Raw genomic sequence first — 25038 nt, 5'->3', positions numbered from 1 at the left:
AAAAAAGAAGGCGTTACTATAAGGTCCGATCAGGATTCCAGCAAATGTTGCAGCAGGATCCCGTTGAGCATGGCACGTTTTACCAGGGCGAATGCGCCAATTGCCGAGCGGTGATCGAGCGTAGATCGCACCACCGGCAAATTCTGGCGAAATGCCTTCAGCGCCTGGGTATTGATGCAGCCTTCAATGGCGGGCAGTAACACTTTTTCGGCTTCAACGATCTCGCCGGCAATCACCACTTTCTGCGGATTAAACAGGTTGATAGCAATGGCGATGGTCTTACCCAGGTGGCGTCCTACCTGTTCGATCACTTCGCAGGCCAGCGCATCGCCTTTGTTTGCCGCTTTACAGATGGCGCCGATCTTACAATCGTCCAGCGTGACGCGGCTCTGGTAACCCTGCTCCAGCAGATGGCGAACGCGATGTTCAATGGCGGCATTGGCGGCAACGGTTTCAAGACAGCCAAAGTTACCGCAGTGGCAGCGCTCGCCAAGCGGTTCCACCTGGATATGACCAATCTCGCCTACGTTACCGTTACGGCCAATAAAAATGCGGCCATTCGAGATGATGCCCGCACCTGTACCACGGTGAACGCGCACCAGAATAGAGTCTTCGCAGTCCTGGCTCGCACCAAAGTAGTGCTCCGCCAGCGCCAGCGAGCGAATATCGTGACCAACAAAGCAGGTCAGCTTGAAGCGCTTTTCCAGCGCCTCAACCAGCCCCCAGTTCTCTACCTTAATATGCGGCATGTAGCGAATAACGCCGCTTTCCGGGTCAACCAGGCCGGGCAAAATCACCGAGATGGCGATGAGTTCACGGATCTTGCGCTGACAGCTTTCGATGAAATGCGCAATGGTATTCAGCAACGCGTGTTCAAGCGTCTCCTGCGTGCGCTCAGGAAGGGGGTAGTGTTCTTCGGCAATGGCCTTGCTGCTCAGATCGTAGAGCGTAAGCGTGGTGTCATGACGTCCTAAGCGAACGCCAATGGCCTGAAAATTGCGGGTTTCCGTGACGATGGAAATCGCGCGGCGGCCCCCGGTGGAGGCCTGCTGATCGACTTCTTTGATCAGGCCGCGCTCAATGAGCTGACGTGTAATTTTTGTCACGCTGGCGGGAGCAAGCTGGCTTTGTTCGGCTATCTGAATGCGTGAGATTGGCCCGTGCTGGTCAATCAGGCGATAAACCGCCGCGCTGTTAAGTTGTTTAACGAGATCGACATTACCGATTTGAGCTTGTCCGCCTGGTGTCATACTTTTACTTACTCAGTGACGACCTCGTTACCATTAACGATGGTCTTAATAATTTTATAATCGTGTGTGAACGCCGTCAGGTTTGCAACCATACCTGGCGCAATACCGCCGAGCTGTTTATCGACGCCAATGGCGCGCGCCGGATAAAGCGTGGCCATGCGCAGCACTTCCTCAAGCGCGATGCCGCAATGTTCAACGAGGTTACGTACCCCTTCGATCATCGTCAGAGAAGAACCGCTCAGCGTGCCGTTCTCATCCACACACAGTCCATTCCGGTAGTATATTGTTTTACCAGCAAAAATGAACTGCTCAATATTCGCTCCTGCCGGAGCGGTAGCATCCGTCACCAGGCAGAGCTTGTCGCCTTTCAGACGCTTGGCGTTGCGGATGTTGGTGTAATCGACATGCAAGCCGTCGGCGATAATGCCGCAGTAGACGTCTGGTTCATCCAGAATGGCGCCAACCAGTCCCGGTTCGCGGCCAGTAATATAGGGCATCGCGTTATAAAGGTGTGTGGCAAACGTAATGCCTGCGCGGAAACCGGCCTTCGCCTCTTTCAGCGTCGCGTTCGAATGGCCCGCAGACACCACAATCCCGGCGGCGGCCAGTTTGCTGATAACGTCCGTGCCGGTCATTTCCGGGGCCAGCGTTACTTTGGTGATCACATCGGCATTGGCGCACATGTAATCCACCAGCTCGGCATCCGGTTTGCGCACGTAGTTTGGGTTATGGGTGCCTTTCTTGACCATATTCAGCCATGGTCCTTCCAGGTGCAGGCCCAGCGCCTGATTCGGATGTTTTGTCAGGTATTCGCGCATGACGCGGATACCCTGTTTCATCAGGTCATCGCTGCTGGTGATCAGCGTTGGCAGATAGCTGGTGCAGCCCGATTTCTCGTTGGCTTTTTGCATGATTTCCAGCGTTTCAACCGATACCGCCTCTGCGGTATCGTTAAACTGGACACCGCCGCAGCCGTTGAGCTGTACGTCGATGAAACCGGGGGAGATTACTGCTCCATTGAGGGAACGCTGTTCGATCTCCGGCGGCAGTTCCGCCAGCGGGCAAACACGTTCAATCAGGCCATTGGCGATTACAATCGCATGGTCATCCAGAATTTCATGGCCGGTATAAATCCGACCGTGGGTTAAAGCGTACATATCGACCCCCGGTTAAAAAAGCGACCGCCCCGGATATAAAGAGGCGGTTATTCAATTACAGACCTTTGATGTTCTCAGCTTCCAGCTCGTTGAAGTATTTCAGCGTTTTCACTTTCAGCTCCATGGTGGACGGTTCGTCACACACAACAACCGCTTTTGGATGCAGCTGTAAGCAGCTGATCGTCCACATATGGTTCACGTTACCTTCAACGGCAGCCTGAAGCGCTTGCGCTTTCACCGCGCCCAGCACCAGAATCATCACTTCTTCGGCATCCAGCAGCGTGCCCACGCCCACGGTCAGCGCGTATTTAGGCACCTGATTGACGTCGCCGTCAAAGAAGCGGGAGTTAGCCACGCGCGTATCATGGGTCAGCGTTTTAATACGGGTACGGGAAGCCAGTGAAGATGCCGGTTCGTTGAACGCGATATGACCATCGTTGCCTACGCCGCCCATAAACAGGTGGATTTTACCGTAGGAACGGATTTTTTCTTCATACTGACGGCATTCTGCGTCAATATCAGGCGCGTTTCCATTCAGCAGGTTAATGTTTTCAGCCGGAATATCAACGTGATCGAAGAAATTACGGTGCATAAAGCTGTGGTAACTTTCCGGATGTTCCTTCGGCAGGCCGACATATTCGTCCATGTTGAAGGTCACAACGTGTTTAAAGCTAACCTGGCCCGCTTTGTGCATTTCAACCAGAGCTTTATACGCGGTCAGGGGCGTGCCACCGGTTGGAAGACCGAGAACGAAAGGACGATCGGCTGTTGGTTTGAACGCGTTGATGCGGTTAACGATATGACGAGCAGCCCATTTTCCGACTTGTTCAGCTGTTGCCAGGGGAATCAGTCTCATTATTCACCTCTAAAGTTTAAGTAAAAGTGGGCGGATGATTAGTGCAACCTGAACTAAGCGTAACCTGGAACCTTTCAGGCCGGATCAATCCGTCTTGATTTTTTGAATGATAAAATAAGTTTTCGTCGTTAGCCAGTGAAAGGGAGGGTTTAATACGATATTTGGTGACAATAATCACAAAAAATAGGTGTTTAATTTGCGATACGAATTAATTTTTCACACACTCACACTGCCAGTGAATCATCAACTGTATCTATCGTTCGTGACACAATAAAAACATAGTTTATGCGCGAGTCTTAACAAAGGGTCTCGTAGGGGGAATAGGATGAATATTTTAGGTTTTTTCCAGCGCCTCGGTAGGGCTTTGCAGCTCCCTATCGCCGTGCTACCGGTTGCAGCGTTGCTGCTGCGATTCGGGCAACCCGATCTTCTTAACGTGCCGTTTATTGCCCAGGCAGGCGGTGCAATTTTTGACAACCTGGCGCTGATTTTCGCCATCGGTGTGGCGTCAAGCTGGTCAAAAGACAGCGCTGGTGCCGCGGCACTGGCAGGGGCTGTCGGTTACTTCATCCTCACGAAAGCGATGGTAACCATCAACCCTGAAATCAATATGGGTGTGCTGGCAGGTATCATTACCGGCCTGGTGGGTGGCGCCGTGTACAACCGTTGGGCAGGTATCAAACTTCCTGACTTCCTGAGCTTCTTCGGCGGTAAACGTTTTGTGCCGATTGCGACGGGCTTTTTCTGTCTGATCCTCGCCGCCATCTTTGGCTACGTTTGGCCACCGGTGCAGCATGCTATCCATGCGGGTGGCGAGTGGATCGTGTCTGCGGGCGCAATGGGCGCGGGCATCTTCGGTTTCATTAACCGTCTGCTGATCCCAACCGGTCTGCATCAGGTACTGAACACCATCGCCTGGTTCCAGATTGGTGAGTTCACCAACGCGGCCGGCGCGGTATTCCACGGTGATATCAACCGCTTCTACGCAGGCGACGGCACCGCGGGCATGTTCATGTCTGGCTTCTTCCCAATCATGATGTTTGGTCTGCCTGGCGCGGCGCTGGCAATGTACCTGGCTGCGCCGAAAGCGCGTCGCCCAATGGTTGGCGGGATGCTGCTGTCCGTTGCGATCACCGCCTTCCTGACCGGCGTGACCGAGCCACTGGAATTCCTGTTCATGTTCCTGGCTCCGCTGCTGTATCTGATGCACGCGATCCTGACCGGTATCAGCCTGTTCGTCGCCACCCTTCTGGGTATCCATGCTGGCTTCTCCTTCTCCGCAGGCGCCATCGACTATGTGTTGATGTACAACCTGCCGGCGGCAAGCAGCAACGTCTGGATGCTGATGGTGATGGGCCTGATCTTCTTCGTTATCTACTTCGTTCTGTTCAGCGCGGTTATTCGTATGTTTAACCTGAAGACGCCGGGCCGCGAAGATACGAAAGATGATGTTGTGACCAGTGAAGCCAACAGCAATACCGAAGAGGGTTTAACCCAGCTGGCAACCAGCTACATTGCCGCTGTGGGTGGCACCGACAACCTGAAAGCGATCGATGCCTGTATTACCCGTCTGCGTCTGACCGTAGGTGACTCCGCGCGCGTGAGCGATGCAATGTGCAAACGCCTGGGTGCGTCTGGTGTGGTGAAACTGAACAAACAAACCATCCAGGTTATCGTGGGTGCGAAAGCCGAATCTATCGGCGATGAAATGAAAAAAGTGGTTGCCCGTGGGCCGGTCGCTGCCGCCTCAACGGATAACGCGGCAGTGGCTGACGCGCCGGTTGCAAAACCGCAGGCTGTGCCAAACGCGGTGACCATCGCTGCGCTGGTTTCTCCGGTGACAGGTGACGTTGTTGCGCTTGAGCAGGTGCCTGACGAAGCGTTCGCCAGCAAAGCGGTCGGTGACGGCGTGGCGGTGAAACCAACGGACAAAACCGTGGTCTCTCCGGCTGCCGGTACTATTGTGAAAATCTTCAACACCAACCACGCGTTCTGCCTGGAAACGGAAAAAGGCGCGGAGATCGTTGTCCATATGGGTATCGATACCGTTGCGCTGAACGGTCAGGGCTTTACTCGTCTGGTGGAAGAGGGTGCTGAAGTGGCGGCAGGTCAGCCGATTCTGGAAATGGATCTGGACTTCCTGAATGCCAACGCGCGCTCCATGATAAGCCCGGTCGTGTGCAGCAACATCGACGACTTCAGCGGTCTGGTGATCCAGGCGCAGGGTCAGGTGGTTGCAGGCCAGACGCCACTGTATGAGATTAAAGGCAAGTAATCGCTCCTGAGTAGAGTTATGCCTTTAGCGGCGGGGGATATCCTCCGCCGCTTTTTTTTGCGGCAATTGCCCCCATTATTTTCTTCCGGGACGTTTTAAGGGTTGTCACTACGTCCGGCTTATAAGATCATATGCCGTTATACGTTGTTTACGCTTTGAGGAATCCACGATGAGTGAGGCAGAAGCCCGCCCGAGTAACTTTATTCGTCAGATCATCGATGAAGATCTGGCCAGTGGTAAGCACACCACAGTCCACACGCGTTTCCCGCCGGAGCCAAATGGCTACCTGCACATTGGTCACGCCAAATCGATCTGCCTGAACTTTGGTATTGCGCAAGATTACCAGGGGCAGTGCAACCTGCGTTTCGATGACACCAACCCAGTAAAAGAAGACATCGAATACGTTGAGTCGATTAAAAACGACGTGCAATGGCTGGGCTTCAACTGGTCTGGCGATATCTGCTACTCCTCAGACTACTTCGATCAGCTGTATGCCTATGCGGTTGAACTGATTAACAAAGGTCTGGCATACGTCGACGAATTGTCTGCTGACGAAATCCGTGAATACCGCGGTACGCTGACTCAGCCTGGTAAAAACAGCCCGTTCCGCGATCGTAGCGTGGAAGAGAACCTGGCGCTGTTTGAAAAAATGCGTGCCGGTGGCTTCGAAGAAGGTAAAGCGTGTCTGCGTGCCAAAATCGATATGGCGTCTCCGTTCATCGTGATGCGCGATCCGGTGCTGTACCGCATTAAGTTCGCTGAACACCACCAGACCGGTAACAAGTGGTGCATCTACCCGATGTACGACTTCACCCACTGCATCAGCGATGCGCTGGAAGGCATTACGCACTCTCTGTGCACGCTAGAATTCCAGGACAACCGTCGTCTGTACGACTGGGTGCTGGATAACATCACCATTCCTGTGCATCCGCGTCAGTACGAGTTCTCTCGTCTGAACCTGGAATACACCGTGATGTCCAAGCGTAAGCTGAACCTGCTGGTCACCGACAAGCACGTTGAAGGCTGGGACGACCCGCGTATGCCGACCATCTCTGGCCTGCGTCGTCGTGGCTATACCTCGGCGTCTATTCGTGAGTTCTGCAAACGTATTGGCGTTACCAAGCAGGACAACACCATCGAAATGGCGTCTCTGGAATCCTGCATTCGCGAAGACCTGAACGAAAACGCGCCGCGCGCGATGGCAGTGATCGATCCAGTGAAACTGGTCATCGAAAACTATCCGCAGGGTGGAAGCGAACTGGTCTCGATGCCTAACCATCCGAACAAACCGGAAATGGGCACCCGCGACGTGCCGTTCAGCGGTGAAATCTGGATCGATCGCGCCGACTTCCGCGAAGAAGCGAACAAGCAGTACAAGCGTCTGGTGCTGGGCAAAGAAGTGCGTCTGCGTAACGCCTATGTGATCAAAGCCGAGCGCGTAGAGAAAGATGCGGAAGGTAACATCACGACCATCTTCTGTACGTACGACGCAGAGACGCTGAGTAAAGATCCGGCGGATGGCCGTAAAGTGAAAGGTGTGATCCACTGGGTGAGCGCGCAGCATGCGCTGCCGGTTGAGATCCGTCTCTACGATCGTCTGTTCAGCGTACCTAACCCAGGCGCTGCGGAGGACTTCCTGGCGGTTATCAACCCTGAGTCGCTGATTATCAAGCAGGGGTATGCCGAGCCGTCTCTGAAAGCCGCTGAAGCCGGTAAAGCGTTCCAGTTTGAACGTGAGGGTTACTTCTGCCTGGACAGCCGTTACAGCACGGCGGAAAAACCGGTATTTAACCGTACCGTCGGTCTGCGTGATACCTGGACTAAGATCGGCGAATAATCACGCTGGCATGGTCAATGAGAAACAAACGCCGCATAATGCGGCGTTTTTTTATTTAACGATCATGTCGTTAAGCATCGGGATGATGAATTAAAGCCAACATTCCAGGTCAATGTGGTGCTACTTATTTTATTTAAAAAAGTTTGTTGTTTTCCAAAAACAGAAACGCTGAAAAATATATTCACAATATCAATGTTACTTACTGAAAATTAGCGTATTCCCCCGCCAGTACTTGCTTCCCGGTAAATGTTACAAAGCACTACGAAATATGTGCTCTTCGTCATAATCCTGACTTTTGCCTGATTAAAAGCATTGATAATTCGCGTCGCGAAAAATAACCTAAAGACGGTAGTTAATTCGAGGGTATTTCTGACTACCCCTGACCACTTGGTCTTTTCTGTTTTTCGCCGTTTAAGGCGTTTTAATTCGTCAAAGAGGAATAATCTATGCGTACGTTCAGTGGCAAACGTAGTGCGCTGGCGCTGGCTATCGCCGGTGTGACAGCAATGTCGGGCCTGGTGGTTGCGCCAGAGGCAAAAGCAGCAGGTTTCATTGAAGATTCCACCCTCACGGGCGGTATTTATTACTGGCAGCGTGAGCGTGACCGTAAAGACGTCACTGAAGATAAATACAAAACCAACCTTTCTCACTCGACCTGGAACGCCAACCTGGATTTTCAGTCGGGATATGCCGCCGATATGTTCGGGATCGATATTGCAGCGTTCACCGCAATTGAAATGGCCGAAAATGGCGACAGCGGCCATCCGAACGAAATTGCGTTCTCCTCCAGCAATAAAGCCTACGACGAAGACTGGTCCGGCGATAAAAGCGGAATCAGCCTGTATAAAGCGGCTGCAAAATTCAAATATGGTCCGGTCTGGGCGCGTGGAGGTTATATCCAGCCAACCGGCCAGACGCTGTTAGCACCGCACTGGAGCTTTATGCCAGGTACCTATCAGGGTGCGGAAGCCGGTGCTAATTTTGACTACGGCGATGCGGGGGCGTTGAGCTTCTCCTATATGTGGACCAACGAGTACAAAGCGCCGTGGCACATTGAGATGGACAAGTTCTATCAGAACGATAAAAAAACCAAAGTTGATTATCTCCACTCGCTGGGGGCGAAGTACGACTTCAAAAACGATCTGGTGCTGGAAGCTGCTTTTGGTCAGGCTGAAGGCTATATCGATCAGTACTTTGCTAAAGCCAGCTACAAATTTGATATCGCGGGTAGCCCGCTGAGCACCAGCTATCAGTTCTACGGTACGCGCGACAAAGTCAGTGATGGCAGCGTAAATGATATCTATGACGGCACCGCGTGGTTACAGGCGTTGACCTTCGGCTACAAGGTAGGTCAGGTTGATTTACGTCTGGAGGGAACATGGGTCAAGGCAGAAGGGCAGCAGGGCTACTTCCTGCAACGTATGACGCCAACCTACGCCTCTTCCAATGGTCGTCTGGATATCTGGTGGGATAACCGCTCTGACTTCAACGCCGACGGCGAAAAGGCGGTCTTCTTCGGCGCAATGTATGACCTGAAGAACTGGAACCTGCCTGGCTGGGCAGTGGGTGCGTCCTACGCGTACGCCTGGGACGCGAAGCCAGCAGATATGGCTACGCCAGACGCCTACTACGATCCGAATTACCGTCTGAAAGAGTCTTCATACAGTCTGGATGCGATTTACACCCTTCAGGAGGGCCGTGCGAAAGGCACGATGTTCAAACTGCACTTCACCCAGTATGACAACCACTCCGATATCCCGAGCTACGCGGGCGGTTACGGCAACATCTTCCAGGATGAACGTGACGTGAAATTCATGGTCATTGCGCCATTCACAATCTTCTGATGAATACGCAGGCGGGCGAAATCCCGCCTGCATGGAGACTGCATATGATGAAAAAAATGGTAATCGTTGCGCTGCTGGCATCGGGGCTGGTGGCGTGTGCGCAGGATCAGGCGCAGAAAGAAGACTCCCGTCTGAAGGAGGCGTATAGCGCCTGCATCAATACAGCACAAGGATCGCCAGAGAAGATTGAAGCCTGCCAGAGCGTGCTGAATGTGCTGAAAAAAGAGAAAGCGCATGAGCAGTTTGCGACGCAGGAAAATGTTCGCGTGATGGATTACCAGGCCTGTATCCAGGCGCGGAAAAGCGGTAACGATCAGGAAGTGGCGAAGCGTTGCGATAAGATCTGGGACGAGATTCGCAATAACAATAAATAAGTTGCTTTATGCCCGGTGGCGCTGCGCTTACCGGGCCTACAACGGTGTCACAGCCCGTAGGCCCGGTAAGCGCAGCGCCACCGGACTTTTTTCAGGCAAAAAAAAGCCAACCTTACGGCTGGCTCAGAGTATGAACACGATATTATTTCGCGTCGTGCGCGTGGTCGTCTTCGCGGCAATCGCCTTCAGCGCAGTGACCGTACAGGTACAGGCTGTGGTTGGTCAGGCGGATGCCATGACGGGCGGCGATTTCACGCTGGCGTGATTCAATGGAATCATCGCTAAATTCAATGACCTTGCCACAGTCGAGGCAGATCAGGTGATCGTGGTGATGCTGCTGAGTCAGCTCGAACACGGATTTACCGCCTTCGAAATTATGACGAGTAACAATGCCCGCGTCATCAAACTGGTTCAGCACACGATAGACGGTTGCCAGCCCAATCTCTTCACCCATATCGATAAGACGCTTATAAAGGTCTTCCGCACTGACATGGTGATTGTCTGGCCCCTGAAGCACTTCAAGGATTTTTAACCGAGGAAGCGTTACTTTCAGGCCAGCTTTCTTTAATGCGGTATTGTTGTCAGTCATGCGGAATCTGTCCTGTTGCTAAACGATTCACTTCAAAAGAAGAAGTGACAGAAAATGCACTTGGGATAATGCGTCTCATTATAGAACTGCCATGGCTAAATGAAAACTGCAAGTCTCAAGCAAAGTATGCTTATAAAAACGTGGTATCACCAACAAACTTGTTCGATGGCACCCACTTTTTACCAGGGGGATATTGTACAGGTCTGGGCGAAAAAGTTAAAAGTTTGTAGCAATTAATTTAATCGGTTTTACCTGGAAAACGGGCGCAACCGGAGTTGCGCCGCAGGGATATCAGGCGTTAAGGATATCGTCCAGGTTCAGCTCTTCACGAACCTGCTTAACCCATTTTTCTACACGCTCAGCGGTCAGCTCTGGCTGACGGTCTTCATCAATGGCCAGGCCAACGAAGTGATCGTCATCTGCCAGACCTTTGGACGCTTCGAAATGGTAACCCGCCGTTGGCCAGTGACCGACGATCGCCGCACCGCGTGGCTCAATGATGTCGCGAATAGTGCCCAGCGCATCACAGAAATACTCAGCATAGTCTTCCTGATCGCCACAGCCAAACAGGGCAACCAGCTTGCCGTTGAAGTCTACTTCTTCCAGCGTCGGGAAGAAATCGTCCCAGTCACACTGTGCTTCACCGTAGTACCAGGTCGGGATGCCCAGCAGCAGGATGTCATAGCCCTCGAGATCTTCTTTGCTGCTCTTGGCGATGTCATGCACATCAGCAACGTCTTTACCGAGCTGTTTTTGAATGTTTTTTGCGATATTTTCAGTATTGCCGGTATCACTGCCAAAGAAAATGCCGATGATTGCCATGAGTAAAATAACCTCTTGAAACTTAATGGTATGGTGGCGCAAATTGTCCACGGATAAGGGCAATAATAGCAGAACAGGCAACCCTGCGGAAACAGCTATCACGCAGGACTGCACTCTGTGCTACATGAAAAAGGTAATATTGGGGATTTTCTGACTCACGCCTTGCCGCGTAACGTCTCAAGCTGGGCGATCAGCATCTCTTCGATCAGTTCGCTGCGGCTGATGTTGCGCGCGTCAGCTAACTCGTTAAGCGCATCGACGGCATCGGCATTCAGCTTCAGTTCGACACGCTTAAGCCCACGATTTTTATCGCGTTTAAGCTGGTTGCGTTTATTGATACGCAGCTGTTCATCGCGCGAAAGCGGATTCGTTTTCGGTCGTCCCGGTCGACGCTCATTCGCGAACAGATCTAGTGTCGTACGGTCCGTTTGTTCTTTGGCCATGATTCTGAGACTTCGGGGGAAACACGCCGCCCTGCTAATGCCCGGGCGATAAGCGCGCCATCATACATCACCCAAATCCACACGCCAACGACTGGAAGCCCGTCGTCTTCCGGTCGCTGGCTTTTTAATCAATTCGCTGTATCAGTAAGATAGCGGCGAATGGCGCGCAGGACGGCATCCGGTTTTTCCGCGTGTACCCAGTGCCCGGCACCCGCAATAACGTGAGCGCGAGCCTGCGGGAATTGCGCCAGCAGCGTGTCACGATACGCATCAGTGACGTAAGGGGAGTTGCCGCCGCGAATAAAAAGGGTAGGGTGCGGCCAGGCGGGGACGGTTTCCCAGCCCACAATATGCGAATACTGATCCCACAATACCGGGACGTTAAAGCGCCATTGTCCGTCAACAAACGATTTCAGCAGGAACTGAACTACGCCTTCCTCATCAAGATGCTCACGCATAACGGCAGCCGCCTGCTGGCGGGTTGCGACACCCGCTTCGGTGACCGCATTGATGGCGGCAAAAATCTCATCGTGACGGCGAACGTCGTAATTGACGGGCGCAACGTCGATGACCACCAGCCCGGAAATACGCTCAGGGGCCAGCGCAGTGAGCGCCATCACCGCTTTGCCGCCCATTGAATGCCCGATAAGCGTCGCTTTCTGGATATTATTCGCATCGAGGGTGTCCCGCAGATCCTGCGCCATGGCTGCGTAGGTCATCTCCTCCGAGCGCCCAGAAAGACCGTGATTGCGCATATCAACCTGGAGGATCGCGTGATCGGTCACTAAATCGCGCGCCAGCACACCCAGATTATCCAGGCTACCAAACAGGCCGTGAACCAGTACGATGGGAGAATTATTGTTCGGCGATTGTGCAGTTTGCGCTCGGGTATTCAATTTCATGGCAAAGTTCTTTTTTTAGGTTTGTCAGGTTAGGGTATCATGTTGACCATTCTGCCGCCCGGGGGCAAGGATCCAGTTTAATCTGACTTTTGCCGCCAACCTGGTTTGACGCTATCCGCTGTTGGGATTTGACCTTATAATCTCAACGACTTGTATTCAGATAAGATATCGCACTGGATTAAGATGAAAACAATCGAAGTTGATGACGAACTCTATCAGTATATTGCCAGCCAGACGCGGCATATTGGGGAGAGCGCGTCCGACATTTTACGGCGCATGCTTAAAATTTCCGCCGCCTCACAGCCCACTCCTGTCACTAAAGATGTCGTGTCTCAGCCGAGCGTTGTTGCACAAGTAAAACCTGCTGTCATGCCGGCAAAAGACAAAGTGCGCGCGATGCGCGAGCTGCTGCTGTCCGATGAATATGCCGAGCAGAAAAAGGCGGTTAACCGCTTTATGCTGGTGCTGTCTACACTTTACTCACTGGATAACAACGCATTTGCAGAAGCGACAGAGTCGCTGCACGGTCGCACGCGCGTTTACTTCGCAGGCGACGAGCAGACCCTGCTGCAAAATGGCAACCAAACCAAGCCCAAACACGTTCCCGGTACACCATACTGGGTGATCACCAACACCAATACGGGCCGTAAGTGCAGCATGATCGAACATATCATGCAGTCCATGCAGTTCCCGGCGGAATTGATCGAAAAGGTTTGCGGTACAATTTAACCCTTGCATCAGAAGGACCAGGCAATGGCAAATCACAGCCGTGCAGGACTACCTGCACAACAAAGCGATTTGATTAACGTCGCTCAACTGACCGCGCAGTACTACGTGCTGAAGCCGGTGGTGGGCAACGCAGAACACGCAGTGAAGTTTGGTACATCTGGCCACCGCGGTAGTGCGGCGCGCCACAGCTTTAACGAACCGCACATTCTGGCCATTGCTCAGGCCATCGCGGAAGAGCGCGCCAAAAATGGCGTCACCGGTCCGTGCTATGTAGGGAAAGATACCCACGCCCTGTCTGAACCTGCTTTTATCTCCGTGCTGGAAGTGCTGGCGGCGAACGGCGTAGACGTGATTGTTCAGGAGAACAACGGTTTCACGCCAACGCCAGCGGTTTCTAACGCTATTCTGGTACACAACAAAAAAGGTGGCGCGCAGGCTGACGGCATTGTGATCACCCCGTCCCACAACCCACCGGAAGATGGCGGCATCAAGTACAACCCACCTAACGGTGGCCCGGCGGATACCAACGTCACGAAAGTGGTGGAAGATCGTGCCAACGCATTACTGGCTAACGGTCTGAACGGTGTGAAACGCATCTCGCTGGATGAAGCCATGGCCTCCGGCCACGTGAAAGAGCAGGATCTGGTGCAGCCGTTCGTGGAAGGGCTGGCGGATATCGTCGATATGGCCGCTATCCAGAAAGCCGGTCTGAAGCTGGGCGTGGATCCACTGGGCGGCTCCGGTATTGAATACTGGAAACGCATTGCCGAGCACTACAAGCTGGATCTGACCATCGTGAACGATCACGTCGATCAGACCTTCCGCTTTATGCACCTGGACAAAGACGGCGCAATCCGTATGGACTGCTCCTCCGAATGCGCAATGGCTGGCCTGCTGGCGCTGCGCGACAAGTTCGATCTGGCGTTTGCCAACGACCCGGACTACGATCGCCACGGTATCGTCACCCCGGCAGGGCTGATGAACCCGAACCACTACCTGGCTGTTGCAATCAATTATCTCTTCCAGCACCGTCCGCAGTGGGGCAAAGAGGTTGCGGTGGGTAAAACGCTGGTCTCTTCCGCTATGATTGACCGTGTGGTCGACGCGCTGGGTCGCAAGCTGGTGGAAGTGCCGGTGGGCTTCAAGTGGTTTGTTGACGGTCTGCACGACGGCAGCTTCGGCTTTGGCGGTGAAGAGAGCGCGGGGGCATCCTTCCTGCGCTTCGACGGCACCCCATGGTCAACCGATAAAGACGGCATCATCATGTGCCTGCTGGCGGCGGAAATCACCGCGGTCACCGGTAAGAACCCGCAGGAACATTACAACGAGCTGGCGGAACGTTTTGGTGCGCCAAGCTATAACCGTATTCAGGCTGGCGCCACGTCTGCGCAAAAAGCAGCTCTGTCAAAACTCTCTCCGGAGATGGTCAGTGCCAGTACCCTGGCTGGTGACCCGATCACCGCGCGTCTGACGGCGGCGCCGGGTAACGGCGCATCGATCGGCGGCCTGAAAGTGATGACCGAAAACGGCTGGTTCGCCGCGCGTCCATCCGGTACGGAAGATGCGTACAAAATCTATTGTGAAAGCTTCCTCGGCGCTGAGCATCGTCAGCAGATTGAGAAAGAAGCGGTAGAGATTGTCAGCGAAGTGCTGAAAAACGCGTAAGTCGTGATCTGGTGCGGGCTGATGCCCTCACCCCGGCCCTCTCCCACTGGGAGAGGGAGAAAACATAAAAAACGGCAACCTCAGGGTTGCCGTTTTGCATTGACCTCGTAGGCCCGGTAAGCGCCAGCGCCACCGGGCTTCTTTTTTAACTATGTTTATTCTTCAGTTCAAACCGTGGTGAGACCAGACCGTACAGCGTCCAGCCCATGAATGTCACCATCGCCCCATACAGCATCGCCTCCTGACCGGACGAGTAGAGCGCATAGAAGCTGTAAATCGCCCCAATCAGCGCCACGATATTGGCCGCCCGGGCTTTGCGCGGATCCACCTTCGCCACCTTCTGAATAATCACCAGCGCCGCCATCGACAGAATGTACGGAATGATGTTCGTCACCACCGCCAGGTTGACCAGCACGTTAAACTGGCTGTTCAGTGACGGGCTGATGGTCATCAGCGACAATCCGCTCTGGAAGATGACAATCGCCAGCATGCCCTGCACCGGTGCATCCGTTTTGGTGACGCGGGAGAAGATTTTCGGGAAATAACCTTCGTCAGCGGAAGATTTGAATACCTGGGCGATGGTGAACTGCCAGCCCAGCAGCGAGCCGCAGCAGGACATCACCATCAGTCCCATGATCACTTTCCCTACCTCCGGCGTAAACATCTGCGCAAACGCCAGTCCGAACGGCGCCGTGGAGTTAGCCAGATCCATGTTGGGCACAATTCCCGCAATCACGTTGGTTGAGACGATATAGATCACCGCCGCCCCCAGCGTCCCGCCGAGTACCGCGATCGGCACATTTTTCTCCGGGTTTTCCACCACTTCCGCATTCGCACAGGCCGACTCCAGCCCGAGGAAGGCCCACAGCGTCATGGCGATGGACGATCCCACGGCGGTGAAGAACGGTACGTGATGCGGATTCCAGGAATTGGCGTACAGCGTCGGGCTGAACCAGAACCAGCCGATGATGCACAGGCCGACAACCGGGATGATGACGCCCCAGACGGTGATGCTGCTGAGCTGTCCGGTGATGCGCGCGCCGCCAAAGTTAGCGACGGTGCAGATCCAGAGCACGCCGATCGTCGCCAGCCCAATTTGCACCGGGGTCAGCGTCGCGCCAAACAGCTCTGTGCCGTAACCGACAGCGGAAATGGCAATCGCCACATTGGCGATCAGCAGCGACACGCCATAGGTATAGTTCGCCATAAAGTTACCGGACTTACCAAACGCATATTCGGCATAGCCGCCCATGCCGCCGGACTTGCGGCTGAACATACCGCACTTGGCAAACGCCCACGCCAGCGCCATCGAACCCACGGCGGTAACAAGCCAGGAGATAATCGAAATCGTCCCCACTTCAGCGAGCTTGGTGGGGAGCATGATGATCCCCGAACCCATCATATTCACCATGGTGAGAATAGTGAGTTGCACCACGCCCATCTTGTTGGCCTTACTCATAATTTTTCTCCTTTCAGCAGCGATGGCTGAGCGGCAGGTTGTTTGATGACGTAGCAGCGCACCTGTTTGCGACCGTCACACTCCTCGACGTAAACCCCCTGTAACTCCGGCGCAAAACCCGGCAGCAGATTGATCCCGTCTTCCAGCGCGGCGAAATAGCGCAGCACGGAACCGCCCCAGACTTCTCCCGGCACCACGCACAACACCCCCGGTGGGTAAGGCAGCGCGCCTTCCGCGGCGATACGGCCTTCCGCGTCGCGCAGGGACACCAGCTCGACCTCACCGCGCAGATAGGCATAGTTCGCCTCCTGCGGGTTCATCATGACGCGTGGGAAGTGAGACTTGCGGAACATCTCTTTTTGCAGTTGCTTCACGTTATGGCGGGCGTAGAGGTCATGCATCTCCTGACAAATCTGACGCAGGGTATAATCCGCATAACGTTCCGGATGTTGCTTATAAAGAGAGGGCAGAACCTCTTTCAGCGGCACATCGCTCTGGAGCAGTTTTTCGAAGCGCACCAGCTGGGCGACGAGCTGCTGCAATTTGCCCATGTCCTCCGCCGGGGTGAGCAGGAACAGAATGGAATTGAGGTCGCATTTTTCCGGCACGATACCGTTTTCACGCAGGAAGTTGGCGAGGATGGTGGCGGGCACGCCGAAATCATCGTACTCACCGGTGCGGGCGTTGATGCCCGGCGTAGTCAGCAGCAGTTTGCAGGGATCGATAAAATACTGATGCTCGGCATATCCCTCAAAGGCGTGCCAGCGTTCGCCCGGAACGAAATGGAAGAAGCGCAGATCGGTAGCAATCTCTGCCGTATCCCAGCTTTCCCATGGACGGCCATCCACCGTCTCCGGCACGAACGGACGAATAAACTGACAGTTCTGAAGGATCAGTTTCCGCGCTTCAATACCCGTCACCACGCAGTCCATCCACATGTTGCGCCCACTTTGCCCCTCGTGCATGCGGGCGTTGATATCCAGGGCGGCAAACAGCGGATAAAACGGGCTGGTGGAGGCGTGCATCATAAAGGCGTTGTTGAGGCGTTTATGCGGGACATAGCGCGGCTGGCCTTTTATGTGGCTGTCCTTCTTATGGATTTGCGAGGTTTGCGAGAAGCCCGCCTGCTGCTTATGCACCGACTGGGTCACCAGAATGCCCGGATCGTTTTCGTTCAGCTCCAGCAGCAGCGGCGAGCAGTCGGCCATCATCGGGATAAACTGCTCGTAACCCACCCAGGCGGAGTCAAACAGAATGTAATCGCACAGGTGACCAATCTTATCCACCACCTGACGGGCGTTATAAATGGTACCGTCGTAGGTGCCCAGCTGGATCACCGCCAGACGGAACGGACGTTCATCCCGCGCGCGGCCAGGCGCGACCTCCGACACCAGCTCCCGCAGGTAGCTCTCGTCGAAACAGTGTGCGTCGATACCGCCGATAAACCCATACGGGTTGCGCGCCGTTTCCAGATACACCGGCGTCGCGCCCGCCTGTAACAGCGCCCCGTGGTGATTAGATTTATGGTTATTGCGATCGAACAGCACCAGATCGCCTGGCGTGAGCAGGGCATTGAGCACCACCTTGTTGGAAGAGGAGGTGCCGTTCAGCACGAAGTAGGTTTTATCCGCATTAAAGACTTTTGCCGCATGCTGCTGGGCGATGCATGGCGCGCCTTCGTGGATCAGCAGATCGCCCATTGCCACGTCGGCATTGCACAGATCGGCGCGGAAAAGCGTTTCGCCAAAGAAATCGACAAACTGGTTTCCGGCCGGATGGCGGCGGAAGAACTGGCCTCCCTGATGTCCGGGGCAGTCAAACGCGCTGTTCCCCTGCTGGACGTAATCGACCAGCGCGCGGAAGAACGGCGGGCGGAGCTGGGTTTCGTACTTCTGCGCAGCCGCTTCAAGCTGGCGTCCGTAGTACGCATTGCTGGTGTCGGAGTACTCAAAAACGCCGTGAATACGCGACAGAAATTCAGCCGGAACCCTTTCTTCTTTATGCGTGGCAATAAACACCGGGATACCGAATCCCGTGGCTTCTATTTCTTCTATGGCGCCATTGAAAATATCGCTGACGGCCAGAACCACGGCTGCCACATCAATATAATCTGATGCGGTGATATCCACGATGTCGCGCGAAGTGGTAAAGCATTCAGGACAGGCACGGCTGACGGCAATTTTTAACGTTTTCATCTTTATCTCTTTATTTCAGGCAATATGGGGCCCTCGACTTCTTGCGGTAAAGAAATCGATTATTTCCGGAAAAAAAAGCAAAGCGTGTCCGCTGATACGAAATCAGTTAATTGCTTTTTTGCTGAGTAGAATTCAGTCCGCCCGGTTGCGGAGAATCTGAATCACAAGGAATGAGCGCAGGTGTTCACAGGCAACAGCCTGTAAAATAGCGTTTTTCAGGATAACCTGTAAGCAGATGCGCCAGAAGTCGAAGGACTACCGGGCGTTAAAGAGATGAAAGTCAAAACAGTTACGGTGGGCAAACATCATGATATGTGTTGTCCGCCTTATATGGGGCATTAAACGATTATTGTTTTCCATGTTCAGTTTCCTTTCAGTAATTGAAAGCATGGTCATTTTATCCAGGAAAAAGGGATTAACTGTGAAACAGATCACCAATAACCGATCATTTTAGAAATAATTAGTCGTTTTGAGTGAATAACGCAGATCAAAATGCTGTTTTGTTGGTTCGGTGTTAATTTGATGTTTTAATTGTGTTTAAAGAGGGCGGATATAGCTATGAAAATAAACTCATCGTTATTTTCATGGCTATATTAAGGCTGGTATGTTTTTTATTTAAAATTAAAGTGAATACTTATTCAGATCATAAACCGATATCCGATACCGGTTTCTGTTAATAAATGACGAGGACGCGCGGGATCGGCTTCAAGTTTCTGGCGAAGGTGTCCCATATAAATGCGTAAATAGTGACTATGCTCGACAGCATTCGGTCCCCAGACCTGGCTTAACAGCTGTCGCTGCGTTAACACTTTTCCGTGGTTATTGAGCAGCACGGCCAGCAGACGAAATTCGATAGGCGTAAGGTGGATCTCTTCTTCCCCTCGCACGATGCGGCGGGCGGCAAGATCGACGCGGATATCGCCAAAGGCGTACACCGGATCGGAAGGGGACGTAGCGCTGTGTCGACGCAGCGCCACACGAAGCCGGGCCTGTAACTCGCCAATGCCAAACGGTTTGATCAGATAATCATCCGCTCCGGCATCCAGCGCGGCGATTTTATCCGTCTCTTCGGTGCGGGCAGAGAGCACCAGAATGGGCATCTGGCTCCACTGACGCACCTCACGAATAAAATCGATGCCGTCGCCATCCGGAAGTCCCAGATCCAGGATCACCAGATCTGGCTTGCGGGTGGCGGCTTCAATTAACCCCCGTTGAAGCGTACCGGCTTCATGCACGCGCAAGCCGTCGCCTTCCAGCGCGGTACGCAGAAATCGGCTGATAGCGAGCTCATCTTCAACAATCAGAACGTTAATCACAAATCCTCTGGTAATTCATCAAGTTCTGGTGGGGTTTCAAGAGGAAGTGTAACACAAAAGCGTGCCCCACCTTCCGGGCGGTTCTCTGCGGAAATGGTGCCACCATGCACGTCGACAATCGCCTGGCAGATCGCCAGACCCAGCCCAACGCCCGGAATGGCGGATTCCTTATTACCGCGCGCAAATTTTTCGAATATGGCGCGCTCCTGACCGGCCGGAATACCCGGCCCGTTATCCCAGACGTCGAGCCGCAGCACACGTTTATCCACCATGGCAGCAATCCCCAGCCGGGCCTTTGTCCCGGCGTATTTAGCCGCGTTTTCCAGCAGATTAATCAGCACGCGCTCAAACAGCGGGCCATCCACATGGATTAACGTCAGGGGTTCCGGCATGTCCAGCTCAATATGTCGCCCGCCGAGACCCGGCTCCAGCATCTTCAGCGCACTGCCGACAACCTCCTCAAGGGTGAGCCACTCTTTTTTGAGGTTAAACCCGCCGGACTGAATGCGCGCCATGTCCAGCAGGTTGTTCACCAGGCGCGTGGTATTCAGCACGTGCTGGCGAATTTCGCTGGCCTGCATCGCGTGCTTTGATCCTTCCGCTGCCAGATCCAGCGTCAGAATTTCGGACTGGCCAAACAGCACGGTAAGCGGGGTGCGCAAATCGTGAGACAGCGCTGCCAGCAGCGAATTGCGAATACTTTCGCGCTCGCTTGCCAGCCGCGCCTGCTCTTCGCTGGCGGTGAGCGCCAGCCGTTCAAGGGCGCTGGCGACCAGCAGGGTGAAGGTTTCCAGCAGGCGCTGCTGCTCTGGGATCATCAGCTGACGCAGGTTAGACGGCTCGACGATGACCAGCCCGTGATTCTTATCCGCGCTGCGCAGCGGCAGGATCTGGTAAGGCACGCCGGGCAGCGTGTCGGTGCCGGCGCCGGCAGGTAACCCCTTATCGAAACTCCAGCGGGCAATCGCTTCATCCCAGGGCGTCATCCCCGAAGGGGAGGTCAGCGGGCGAAGGCGCCCCTGTTCGTCGGGGAGCAAAATCAGGTTACTGGCATGAAAGGTCGAACGGATAAACTGCTCGCTGGTCTGCACGATATCCCGCTGCGTGCGGCCAACCGCCAGCGATTTTGACATTTCATACAGATGGCGCGTGCGCTGCTCGCGATAGCGGGCAATGCGTGCCTGGTAGCGTACGCCTGCCGTCAGATTCCCGATCACCAGCCCGACGGTAAGCATCACGGCAAAGGTCAGAATGTACTGCACGTCCGAGACAGCAAGCGTCCCGCGCGGAGCGATAAAAAAAAGGTCGAAGCTGATGACGTTGATCACCGTTGCCAGCACCGACGGCCAGCGGCCATAAAAGAGCGCGACCACAACGACGCCGAGCAGATAAATCATGACCAGATTGGCGGCGTCGAAGGCGATGAGCCACTGGCTGGCAATCACCGTAATCAGGGCGCAAAGGACCACTGCCACCAGGCAACCCCGGATCTGAATGCGCCATTTATCGCCAAAGGTGCGAGCATCCGGCGTACGGTTGGGCAGTGGGGCGGGCTTGTCATCCAGCGCGACGATGACTAAATCAAGATCCGGCGCGCGGCGGGCCAGCCTGTCGGCAAAAGATTCGCGGCTAAACCAGCGGCGATGCTGTCGACGTCCAATGACAATCTTGCCCAGGTTGTGCTCGCGCGCGTAGCGCAGAGTGGCTTTATCTTCCTGCGGTTCGGAAAGGGTGGCGGTTTCGGCACCCAGCTCCTGCGCCAGCCGCAGCGCGCTCAAAATGGCGCGACGCTGATTTTCTGGCAGGCCATGCAGCTGCGGCGTTTCGACGTAGACCGCGTGCCAGACGCTGCCAAATTTCGCTGCCAGCCGGGCGGCGGTGCGAACCAGTTTTTCGTTGCCGCTGCCGTGACCAATGCATAACAGAATGGCGTCCCGCGTGTGCCAGACGCGCTCTTGTCCCTGTAGGTCTCGCCAGGCGCGCATCTGGTCATCAACGCGATCGGCGGTGCGGCGCAGGGCCAGCTCGCGCAGGGCAATCAGGTTTCCTTTGCGGAAAAAATGTTCGATGGCGCGTTCGGCCTGGCCGGCAATATACACTTTGCCTTCGTGCAGGCGCTGGCGTAGATCGTCCGGCGGCAGGTCAACCAGTACGACTTCATCGGCAGAATCAAAAAACGGATCGGGGACGGTTTCCCGCACCTGGATACCGGTTACGCCGCTCACTACGTCGTTCAGGCTTTCCAGATGCTGAACATTTACCGTGGTGAAGACGTCAATGCCTGCCTCAAGCAGCTCCTCAACATCCTGCCAGCGCTTCGGATGGCGGGAGCCTGGCGCATTGCTGTGCGCCAGTTCGTCCATCAGGATCAGGGCAGGGCGGCGGGCGAGGGCGGCATCAAGATCAAACTCCGTGACCAGCCGCCCGCGATGGCTGATACGCTGGGGCGGCTGCGTCGCCAGCCCCGTCAGCAGCGCAGCCGTCTCTTTGCGACCGTGGGTTTCCACCACGCCGATGAGAATATCAAGCCCCTGCGCCCGAAGCCGCTGGGCTTCCGTCAGCATGGCGAAGGTTTTCCCGACGCCCGCGCAGGCGCCGAAGAAAATTTTCAGCTTGCCGCGGTGGGCTTCAGCCGTCTGTTCAAGCAGCCTGTCCGGATCCGGGCGCATGGGCTCGTCGGTCATTTAGTTCTTCCTTAGCGCGTCCAGCGCCAGATTCAGCTCAACAATGTTCACTACCGGCATGCCGATGAAGCTGACCAGCAGCTTTTGCGTATGTTCTGCGACCAGCTGGCTCACCTGCTCGACGGTCAGCTGACGGGCGGCTGCCACGCGTGGGATCTGCCACACCACCGCATCCGGCGTCAGGCTGTAATCCAGCCCGCTCGCGGAAGCGGTGATCAGCTCAACCGGCACCTCACGGCTGGCCTGCGGATTCGCGGCGCGCAGGGCGGCAACGCGTTCAGCAACGGCTTTGTCCAGGTCAGGATTACTGCCAGCCAGATTGCTGCCGCCGGAGGCCATTGGATTATACGGGCTTTCCGCAGTGGCGGAAGGGCGTCCCTGGAAGTAGCGCGGGTCCGTAAAGTTCTGCCCAATCAGACGCGAGCCGCGGTTTTCACCGTTCTGGATAATCAGCGAGCCGTTGGCCTGATCTTTAAACCACCACTGGCCCAGCGCGGTAGTCATCAGCGGGTAAAGCCCGCCGGTAATCAGAGACAGCAGAATAAACAACAGTATAGCGGGACGTAACATCGTCATTGGATCCACCTTTTAAACCAGCCCGAACAGCGTTAACAGCATGTCGATAACCTTGATCCCAATAAAGGGCACCACCAGCCCACCCAGACCGTAAATCCACAGGTTACGGCGCAGCATGGCGGCGGCCGTCAGCGGCTTATAGCTCACCCCTTTCAGCGCCAGCGGAATAAGAAAGACAATAATCAGCGCGTTGAAGATCACCGCGCTCAAAATGGCCGAGGCCGGAGAGTGCAGGTGCATCACGTTCAGGGCATTCAACTGCGGGTAGGTTGCCGCAAAAGCCGCCGGAATGATGGCGAAATACTTCGCCACGTCGTTGGCGATACTGAACGTGGTCAGCGAGCCGCGCGTCATCAGCATCTGCTTCCCGATATGTACCACTTCGATCAGCTTGGTCGGGTTCGAGTCGAGATCCACCATGTTGCCCGCCTCTTTTGCCGCCTGGGTACCGGAGTTCATCGCCACCGCCACGTCGGCCTGCGCCAGCGCCGGGGCGTCGTTGGTGCCGTCGCCGGTCATCGCCACCAGACGGCCTTCCGCCTGATACTGGCGAATGAGTGCCAGCTTCGCTTCCGGCGTCGCTTCGGAAAGGAAATCATCCACGCCCGCTTCGGCGGCAATGGCCGCCGCAGTCAGACGGTTATCCCCGGTGATCATCACTGTTTTAATGCCCATCTTACGCATCTGGGCGAAACGCTCTTTAATACCGCCTTTAACGATATCCTTCAGGGCGATAACCCCCAGAACGCTTGCACCTTCCGCCACCACCAGCGGGGTTGCTCCCTGACGCGCCACGCTTTCCACCAGGTTGTCGACTTCCGGGGGGAAGTGTCCATTATTGGCTTCAATATGACGGCGAATGGCATCAACGGACCCTTTACGGATCATCCGGTCCTGAATGTTAATTCCGCTCATTCGGGTTTGCGCCGTAAAGGGCACGAACGTGGCGTGCAGGCTCTGAACGTCGCGCTGGCGCAGGTTAAAGCGCTGCTTGGCGAGGATCACGATACTGCGGCCTTCCGGCGTTTCATCGGCCAGCGAGGAAAGCTGCGCCGCGTCAGCCAGCGTTTTTTCATCCACGCCGGGAGCAGGGAGAAAGTCAGAGGCCTGACGATTGCCCAGGGTGATGGTCCCGGTTTTATCCAGCAGCAGCACGTCTACGTCACCCGCCGCTTCAACGGCGCGTCCGCTGGTGGCGATGACGTTCGCGCCCAGCATCCGGCTCATCCCCGCCACGCCAATCGCGGAAAGCAGGCCGCCGATAGTGGTGGGGATCAGACAGACGAGCAGGGCGATCAGTACGGTGATGCTAACCGCTGTACCGCCGTAGGCGGAGAAGGGCCACAGGGTCGCCGTTGCCAGCAGGAAAACAATGGTGAGCGCCACCAGCAGAATGGTCAGGGCGATCTCGTTCGGCGTTTTACGACGCTGTGCGCCTTCCACCATGGCGATCATCCGGTCGAGAAAGGTTTCGCCCGGGTTAACGCTGCACTGGATCACCAGCCAGTCGGAAAGAATGCGCGTTCCGCCGGTAACTGAGGCGAAATCTCCGCCCGACTCACGGATCACCGGTGCGGATTCCCCGGTAATGGCGCTTTCGTCTACCGACGCGCCGCCCTCAATCACCTCACCGTCGCAGGGGATGATGTCGCCAGCTTCCACCAGCACCACGTCACCTTTGCGCAGTTCATCCGCCGGAACGTGGTCCATCTGCGCGCCGTATTTAGGTTCGCGTAATTTGCGCGCAAAGGCGGTCTTTTTTACCCCTTTCAGGCTGTTGGCCTGCGCCTTACTGCGGCCTTCCGCCAGCGCTTCGGCAAAGTTGGCGAACAGCACGGTAAACCACAGCCACAGGCTGATGGCGCCGGTAAAGGTTGCATTCCCTGAAAGCTGTCCCGTTCCCATGGCAATCGCCAGTGCGGTGGTGAGTAAACTTCCAGTCCAGACAATAAACATCACCGGGTTGTGCCACTGCACGCGCGGGCTCAGTTTTTTTACCGCATCCATGAGGGCCTGACGAACTAACGTCGGTTCGAGCAGGGCCAGTTGTTTACGACTCATGACA

20 protein-coding genes and 1 pseudogene are annotated in these 25038 nt (G+C 55.0%); 6 read left to right on the top strand and 15 right to left on the bottom strand.

Features of this window, described 5'->3' with window-relative positions; all coding sequences use genetic code 11:
* Nucleotides 1–29 precede the first annotated feature (29 nt).
* The 3 genes from ACJTMZ_RS07080 to nagB are packed head-to-tail and all read right to left on the bottom strand — an operon-like array spanning nucleotide 30 to nucleotide 3263.
* On the bottom strand, nucleotides 30–1250 hold the full coding sequence (locus tag ACJTMZ_RS07080; RefSeq protein WP_006809613.1) for an N-acetylglucosamine repressor: 1221 nt from the start codon (nucleotides 1248–1250) through the stop codon (nucleotides 30–32).
* 8 nt (nucleotides 1251–1258) lie between these two features.
* Complete coding sequence (nagA, locus tag ACJTMZ_RS07075; protein WP_032671309.1) at nucleotides 1259–2407, bottom strand: N-acetylglucosamine-6-phosphate deacetylase; 1149 nt, start codon at nucleotides 2405–2407, stop codon at nucleotides 1259–1261.
* 55 nt (nucleotides 2408–2462) lie between these two features.
* Complete coding sequence (gene nagB, locus ACJTMZ_RS07070; protein ID WP_003858663.1) at nucleotides 2463–3263, bottom strand: glucosamine-6-phosphate deaminase; 801 nt, start codon at nucleotides 3261–3263, stop codon at nucleotides 2463–2465.
* A gap of 325 nt (nucleotides 3264–3588) precedes the next feature.
* Here nagB and nagE point away from each other — a divergent pair, with 325 nt between their 5' ends.
* Both nagE and glnS read left to right on the top strand, forming a co-directional pair.
* A complete protein-coding gene (nagE, locus tag ACJTMZ_RS07065; RefSeq protein WP_017694284.1) occupies nucleotides 3589–5538 on the top strand; it encodes a PTS N-acetyl glucosamine transporter subunit IIABC in 1950 nt (649 codons plus the stop codon).
* 169 nt (nucleotides 5539–5707) lie between these two features.
* Nucleotides 5708–7375: a glutamine--tRNA ligase gene (gene glnS, locus ACJTMZ_RS07060; RefSeq protein WP_015571127.1), complete on the top strand. Its 1668-nt coding sequence runs from the start codon at nucleotides 5708–5710 to the stop codon at nucleotides 7373–7375.
* 251 nt (nucleotides 7376–7626) lie between these two features.
* Here glnS and ACJTMZ_RS07055 read toward each other — a convergent pair.
* Nucleotides 7627–7695: pseudogene (locus ACJTMZ_RS07055) on the bottom strand (hypothetical protein); the annotation flags it as partial.
* Between the two features lie 126 nt (nucleotides 7696–7821).
* Here ACJTMZ_RS07055 and chiP point away from each other — a divergent pair.
* Both chiP and chiQ read left to right on the top strand, forming a co-directional pair.
* Entirely contained in the window at nucleotides 7822–9219 is a 1398-nt protein-coding gene (chiP, locus tag ACJTMZ_RS07050) for a chitoporin ChiP (RefSeq protein ID WP_017694280.1), read from the top strand.
* A 47-nt stretch (nucleotides 9220–9266) separates the two neighbouring features.
* A complete protein-coding gene (chiQ, locus tag ACJTMZ_RS07045) occupies nucleotides 9267–9593 on the top strand; it encodes a ChiQ/YbfN family lipoprotein (protein ID WP_032102682.1) in 327 nt (108 codons plus the stop codon).
* Between the two features lie 142 nt (nucleotides 9594–9735).
* On the opposite strand, the gene fur is transcribed toward chiQ, so the two are convergent.
* From fur to ybfF, 4 genes are all read right to left on the bottom strand, one after another.
* Nucleotides 9736–10182, bottom strand: a complete 447-nt coding sequence (fur, locus tag ACJTMZ_RS07040) for a ferric iron uptake transcriptional regulator (RefSeq protein ID WP_010428651.1) — start codon at nucleotides 10180–10182, stop codon at nucleotides 9736–9738.
* Nucleotides 10183–10473: 291 nt separating this feature from the next.
* On the bottom strand, nucleotides 10474–11004 hold the full coding sequence (gene fldA / locus ACJTMZ_RS07035; RefSeq protein WP_003858653.1) for a flavodoxin FldA: 531 nt from the start codon (nucleotides 11002–11004) through the stop codon (nucleotides 10474–10476).
* Between the two features lie 155 nt (nucleotides 11005–11159).
* Nucleotides 11160–11447: a LexA regulated protein gene (ybfE, locus tag ACJTMZ_RS07030; protein WP_003858652.1), complete on the bottom strand. Its 288-nt coding sequence runs from the start codon at nucleotides 11445–11447 to the stop codon at nucleotides 11160–11162.
* 128 nt (nucleotides 11448–11575) lie between these two features.
* A complete protein-coding gene (gene ybfF / locus ACJTMZ_RS07025; protein WP_023296122.1) occupies nucleotides 11576–12349 on the bottom strand; it encodes an esterase in 774 nt (257 codons plus the stop codon).
* Between the two features lie 183 nt (nucleotides 12350–12532).
* On the opposite strand from ybfF, the gene seqA reads away from it, so the two are divergent.
* Nucleotides 12533–13078, top strand: coding sequence for a replication initiation negative regulator SeqA (gene seqA / locus ACJTMZ_RS07020; RefSeq protein WP_003858650.1), 546 nt, complete (start codon nucleotides 12533–12535; stop codon nucleotides 13076–13078).
* A 24-nt stretch (nucleotides 13079–13102) separates the two neighbouring features.
* Entirely contained in the window at nucleotides 13103–14743 is a 1641-nt protein-coding gene (gene pgm / locus ACJTMZ_RS07015) for a phosphoglucomutase (alpha-D-glucose-1,6-bisphosphate-dependent) (protein ID WP_048220270.1), read from the top strand.
* A 145-nt stretch (nucleotides 14744–14888) separates the two neighbouring features.
* On the opposite strand, the gene potE is transcribed toward pgm, so the two are convergent.
* The 7 genes from potE to kdpB all read right to left on the bottom strand — a co-directional run bounded on the left by potE (nucleotide 14889) and on the right by kdpB (nucleotide 25034).
* Nucleotides 14889–16202, bottom strand: coding sequence for a putrescine-ornithine antiporter (gene potE / locus ACJTMZ_RS07010; protein WP_045339312.1), 1314 nt, complete (start codon nucleotides 16200–16202; stop codon nucleotides 14889–14891).
* Nucleotides 16199–18397 (bottom strand): ornithine decarboxylase SpeF, encoded by a 2199-nt coding sequence (gene speF, locus ACJTMZ_RS07005; protein ID WP_015571121.1) that lies wholly within the window; start codon nucleotides 18395–18397, stop codon nucleotides 16199–16201. Before speF ends, potE begins: the two co-directional genes overlap by 4 nt.
* Nucleotides 18398–18652: 255 nt before the next feature.
* Nucleotides 18653–18757: a leader peptide SpeFL gene (gene speFL, locus ACJTMZ_RS07000; RefSeq protein ID WP_003858645.1), complete on the bottom strand. Its 105-nt coding sequence runs from the start codon at nucleotides 18755–18757 to the stop codon at nucleotides 18653–18655.
* Nucleotides 18758–19035: 278 nt separating this feature from the next.
* Nucleotides 19036–19713, bottom strand: a complete 678-nt coding sequence (gene kdpE, locus ACJTMZ_RS06995; RefSeq protein WP_003858643.1) for a two-component system response regulator KdpE — start codon at nucleotides 19711–19713, stop codon at nucleotides 19036–19038.
* Nucleotides 19710–22397 (bottom strand): two-component system sensor histidine kinase KdpD, encoded by a 2688-nt coding sequence (gene kdpD, locus ACJTMZ_RS06990; protein ID WP_252010887.1) that lies wholly within the window; start codon nucleotides 22395–22397, stop codon nucleotides 19710–19712. The genes kdpE and kdpD overlap by 4 nt, the downstream gene beginning before the upstream one ends.
* Nucleotides 22398–22973 carry a potassium-transporting ATPase subunit KdpC gene (gene kdpC, locus ACJTMZ_RS06985; protein ID WP_408626889.1) on the bottom strand — a complete coding sequence of 192 codons (576 nt, stop codon included), beginning with the start codon at nucleotides 22971–22973 and terminating at the stop codon, nucleotides 22398–22400.
* A 12-nt stretch (nucleotides 22974–22985) separates the two neighbouring features.
* A complete protein-coding gene (gene kdpB / locus ACJTMZ_RS06980) occupies nucleotides 22986–25034 on the bottom strand; it encodes a potassium-transporting ATPase subunit KdpB (RefSeq protein WP_017384978.1) in 2049 nt (682 codons plus the stop codon).
* Nucleotides 25035–25038: the final 4 nt, after the last annotated feature.

The organism is Enterobacter sp. DN (assembly GCF_046054285.1).
In the GTDB taxonomy this organism is placed as follows: Bacteria; Pseudomonadota; Gammaproteobacteria; order Enterobacterales; family Enterobacteriaceae; genus Enterobacter; species Enterobacter hormaechei_C.
Note: the sequence above shows the minus strand (reverse complement) of the source record. Positions and strands in the feature narration are given on the sequence as shown.

Excerpts from the sequence above, each read along its gene's own strand:
- kdpC (WP_408626889.1), bottom strand. The coding sequence starts at position 22,973 with ATGACGATGTTACGTCCCGCTATACTGTTGTTTATTCTGCTGTCTCTG.
- speF (WP_015571121.1), bottom strand. The coding sequence starts at position 18,397 with ATGAAAACGTTAAAAATTGCCGTCAGCCGTGCCTGTCCTGAATGCTTT.
- chiP (WP_017694280.1), top strand. The coding sequence starts at position 7,822 with ATGCGTACGTTCAGTGGCAAACGTAGTGCGCTGGCGCTGGCTATCGCC.
- fldA (WP_003858653.1), bottom strand. The coding sequence starts at position 11,004 with ATGGCAATCATCGGCATTTTCTTTGGCAGTGATACCGGCAATACTGAA.
- ybfF (WP_023296122.1), bottom strand. The coding sequence starts at position 12,349 with ATGAAATTGAATACCCGAGCGCAAACTGCACAATCGCCGAACAATAAT.
- chiQ (WP_032102682.1), top strand. The coding sequence starts at position 9,267 with ATGAAAAAAATGGTAATCGTTGCGCTGCTGGCATCGGGGCTGGTGGCG.
- ACJTMZ_RS07080 (WP_006809613.1), bottom strand. The coding sequence starts at position 1,250 with ATGACACCAGGCGGACAAGCTCAAATCGGTAATGTCGATCTCGTTAAA.
- kdpB (WP_017384978.1), bottom strand. The coding sequence starts at position 25,034 with ATGAGTCGTAAACAACTGGCCCTGCTCGAACCGACGTTAGTTCGTCAG.
- nagB (WP_003858663.1), bottom strand. The coding sequence starts at position 3,263 with ATGAGACTGATTCCCCTGGCAACAGCTGAACAAGTCGGAAAATGGGCT.
- potE (WP_045339312.1), bottom strand. The coding sequence starts at position 16,202 with ATGAGTAAGGCCAACAAGATGGGCGTGGTGCAACTCACTATTCTCACC.
- nagE (WP_017694284.1), top strand. The coding sequence starts at position 3,589 with ATGAATATTTTAGGTTTTTTCCAGCGCCTCGGTAGGGCTTTGCAGCTC.
- kdpD (WP_252010887.1), bottom strand. The coding sequence starts at position 22,397 with ATGACCGACGAGCCCATGCGCCCGGATCCGGACAGGCTGCTTGAACAG.
- speFL (WP_003858645.1), bottom strand. The coding sequence starts at position 18,757 with ATGGAAAACAATAATCGTTTAATGCCCCATATAAGGCGGACAACACAT.
- glnS (WP_015571127.1), top strand. The coding sequence starts at position 5,708 with ATGAGTGAGGCAGAAGCCCGCCCGAGTAACTTTATTCGTCAGATCATC.
- fur (WP_010428651.1), bottom strand. The coding sequence starts at position 10,182 with ATGACTGACAACAATACCGCATTAAAGAAAGCTGGCCTGAAAGTAACG.
- nagA (WP_032671309.1), bottom strand. The coding sequence starts at position 2,407 with ATGTACGCTTTAACCCACGGTCGGATTTATACCGGCCATGAAATTCTG.
- pgm (WP_048220270.1), top strand. The coding sequence starts at position 13,103 with ATGGCAAATCACAGCCGTGCAGGACTACCTGCACAACAAAGCGATTTG.
- seqA (WP_003858650.1), top strand. The coding sequence starts at position 12,533 with ATGAAAACAATCGAAGTTGATGACGAACTCTATCAGTATATTGCCAGC.
- ybfE (WP_003858652.1), bottom strand. The coding sequence starts at position 11,447 with ATGGCCAAAGAACAAACGGACCGTACGACACTAGATCTGTTCGCGAAT.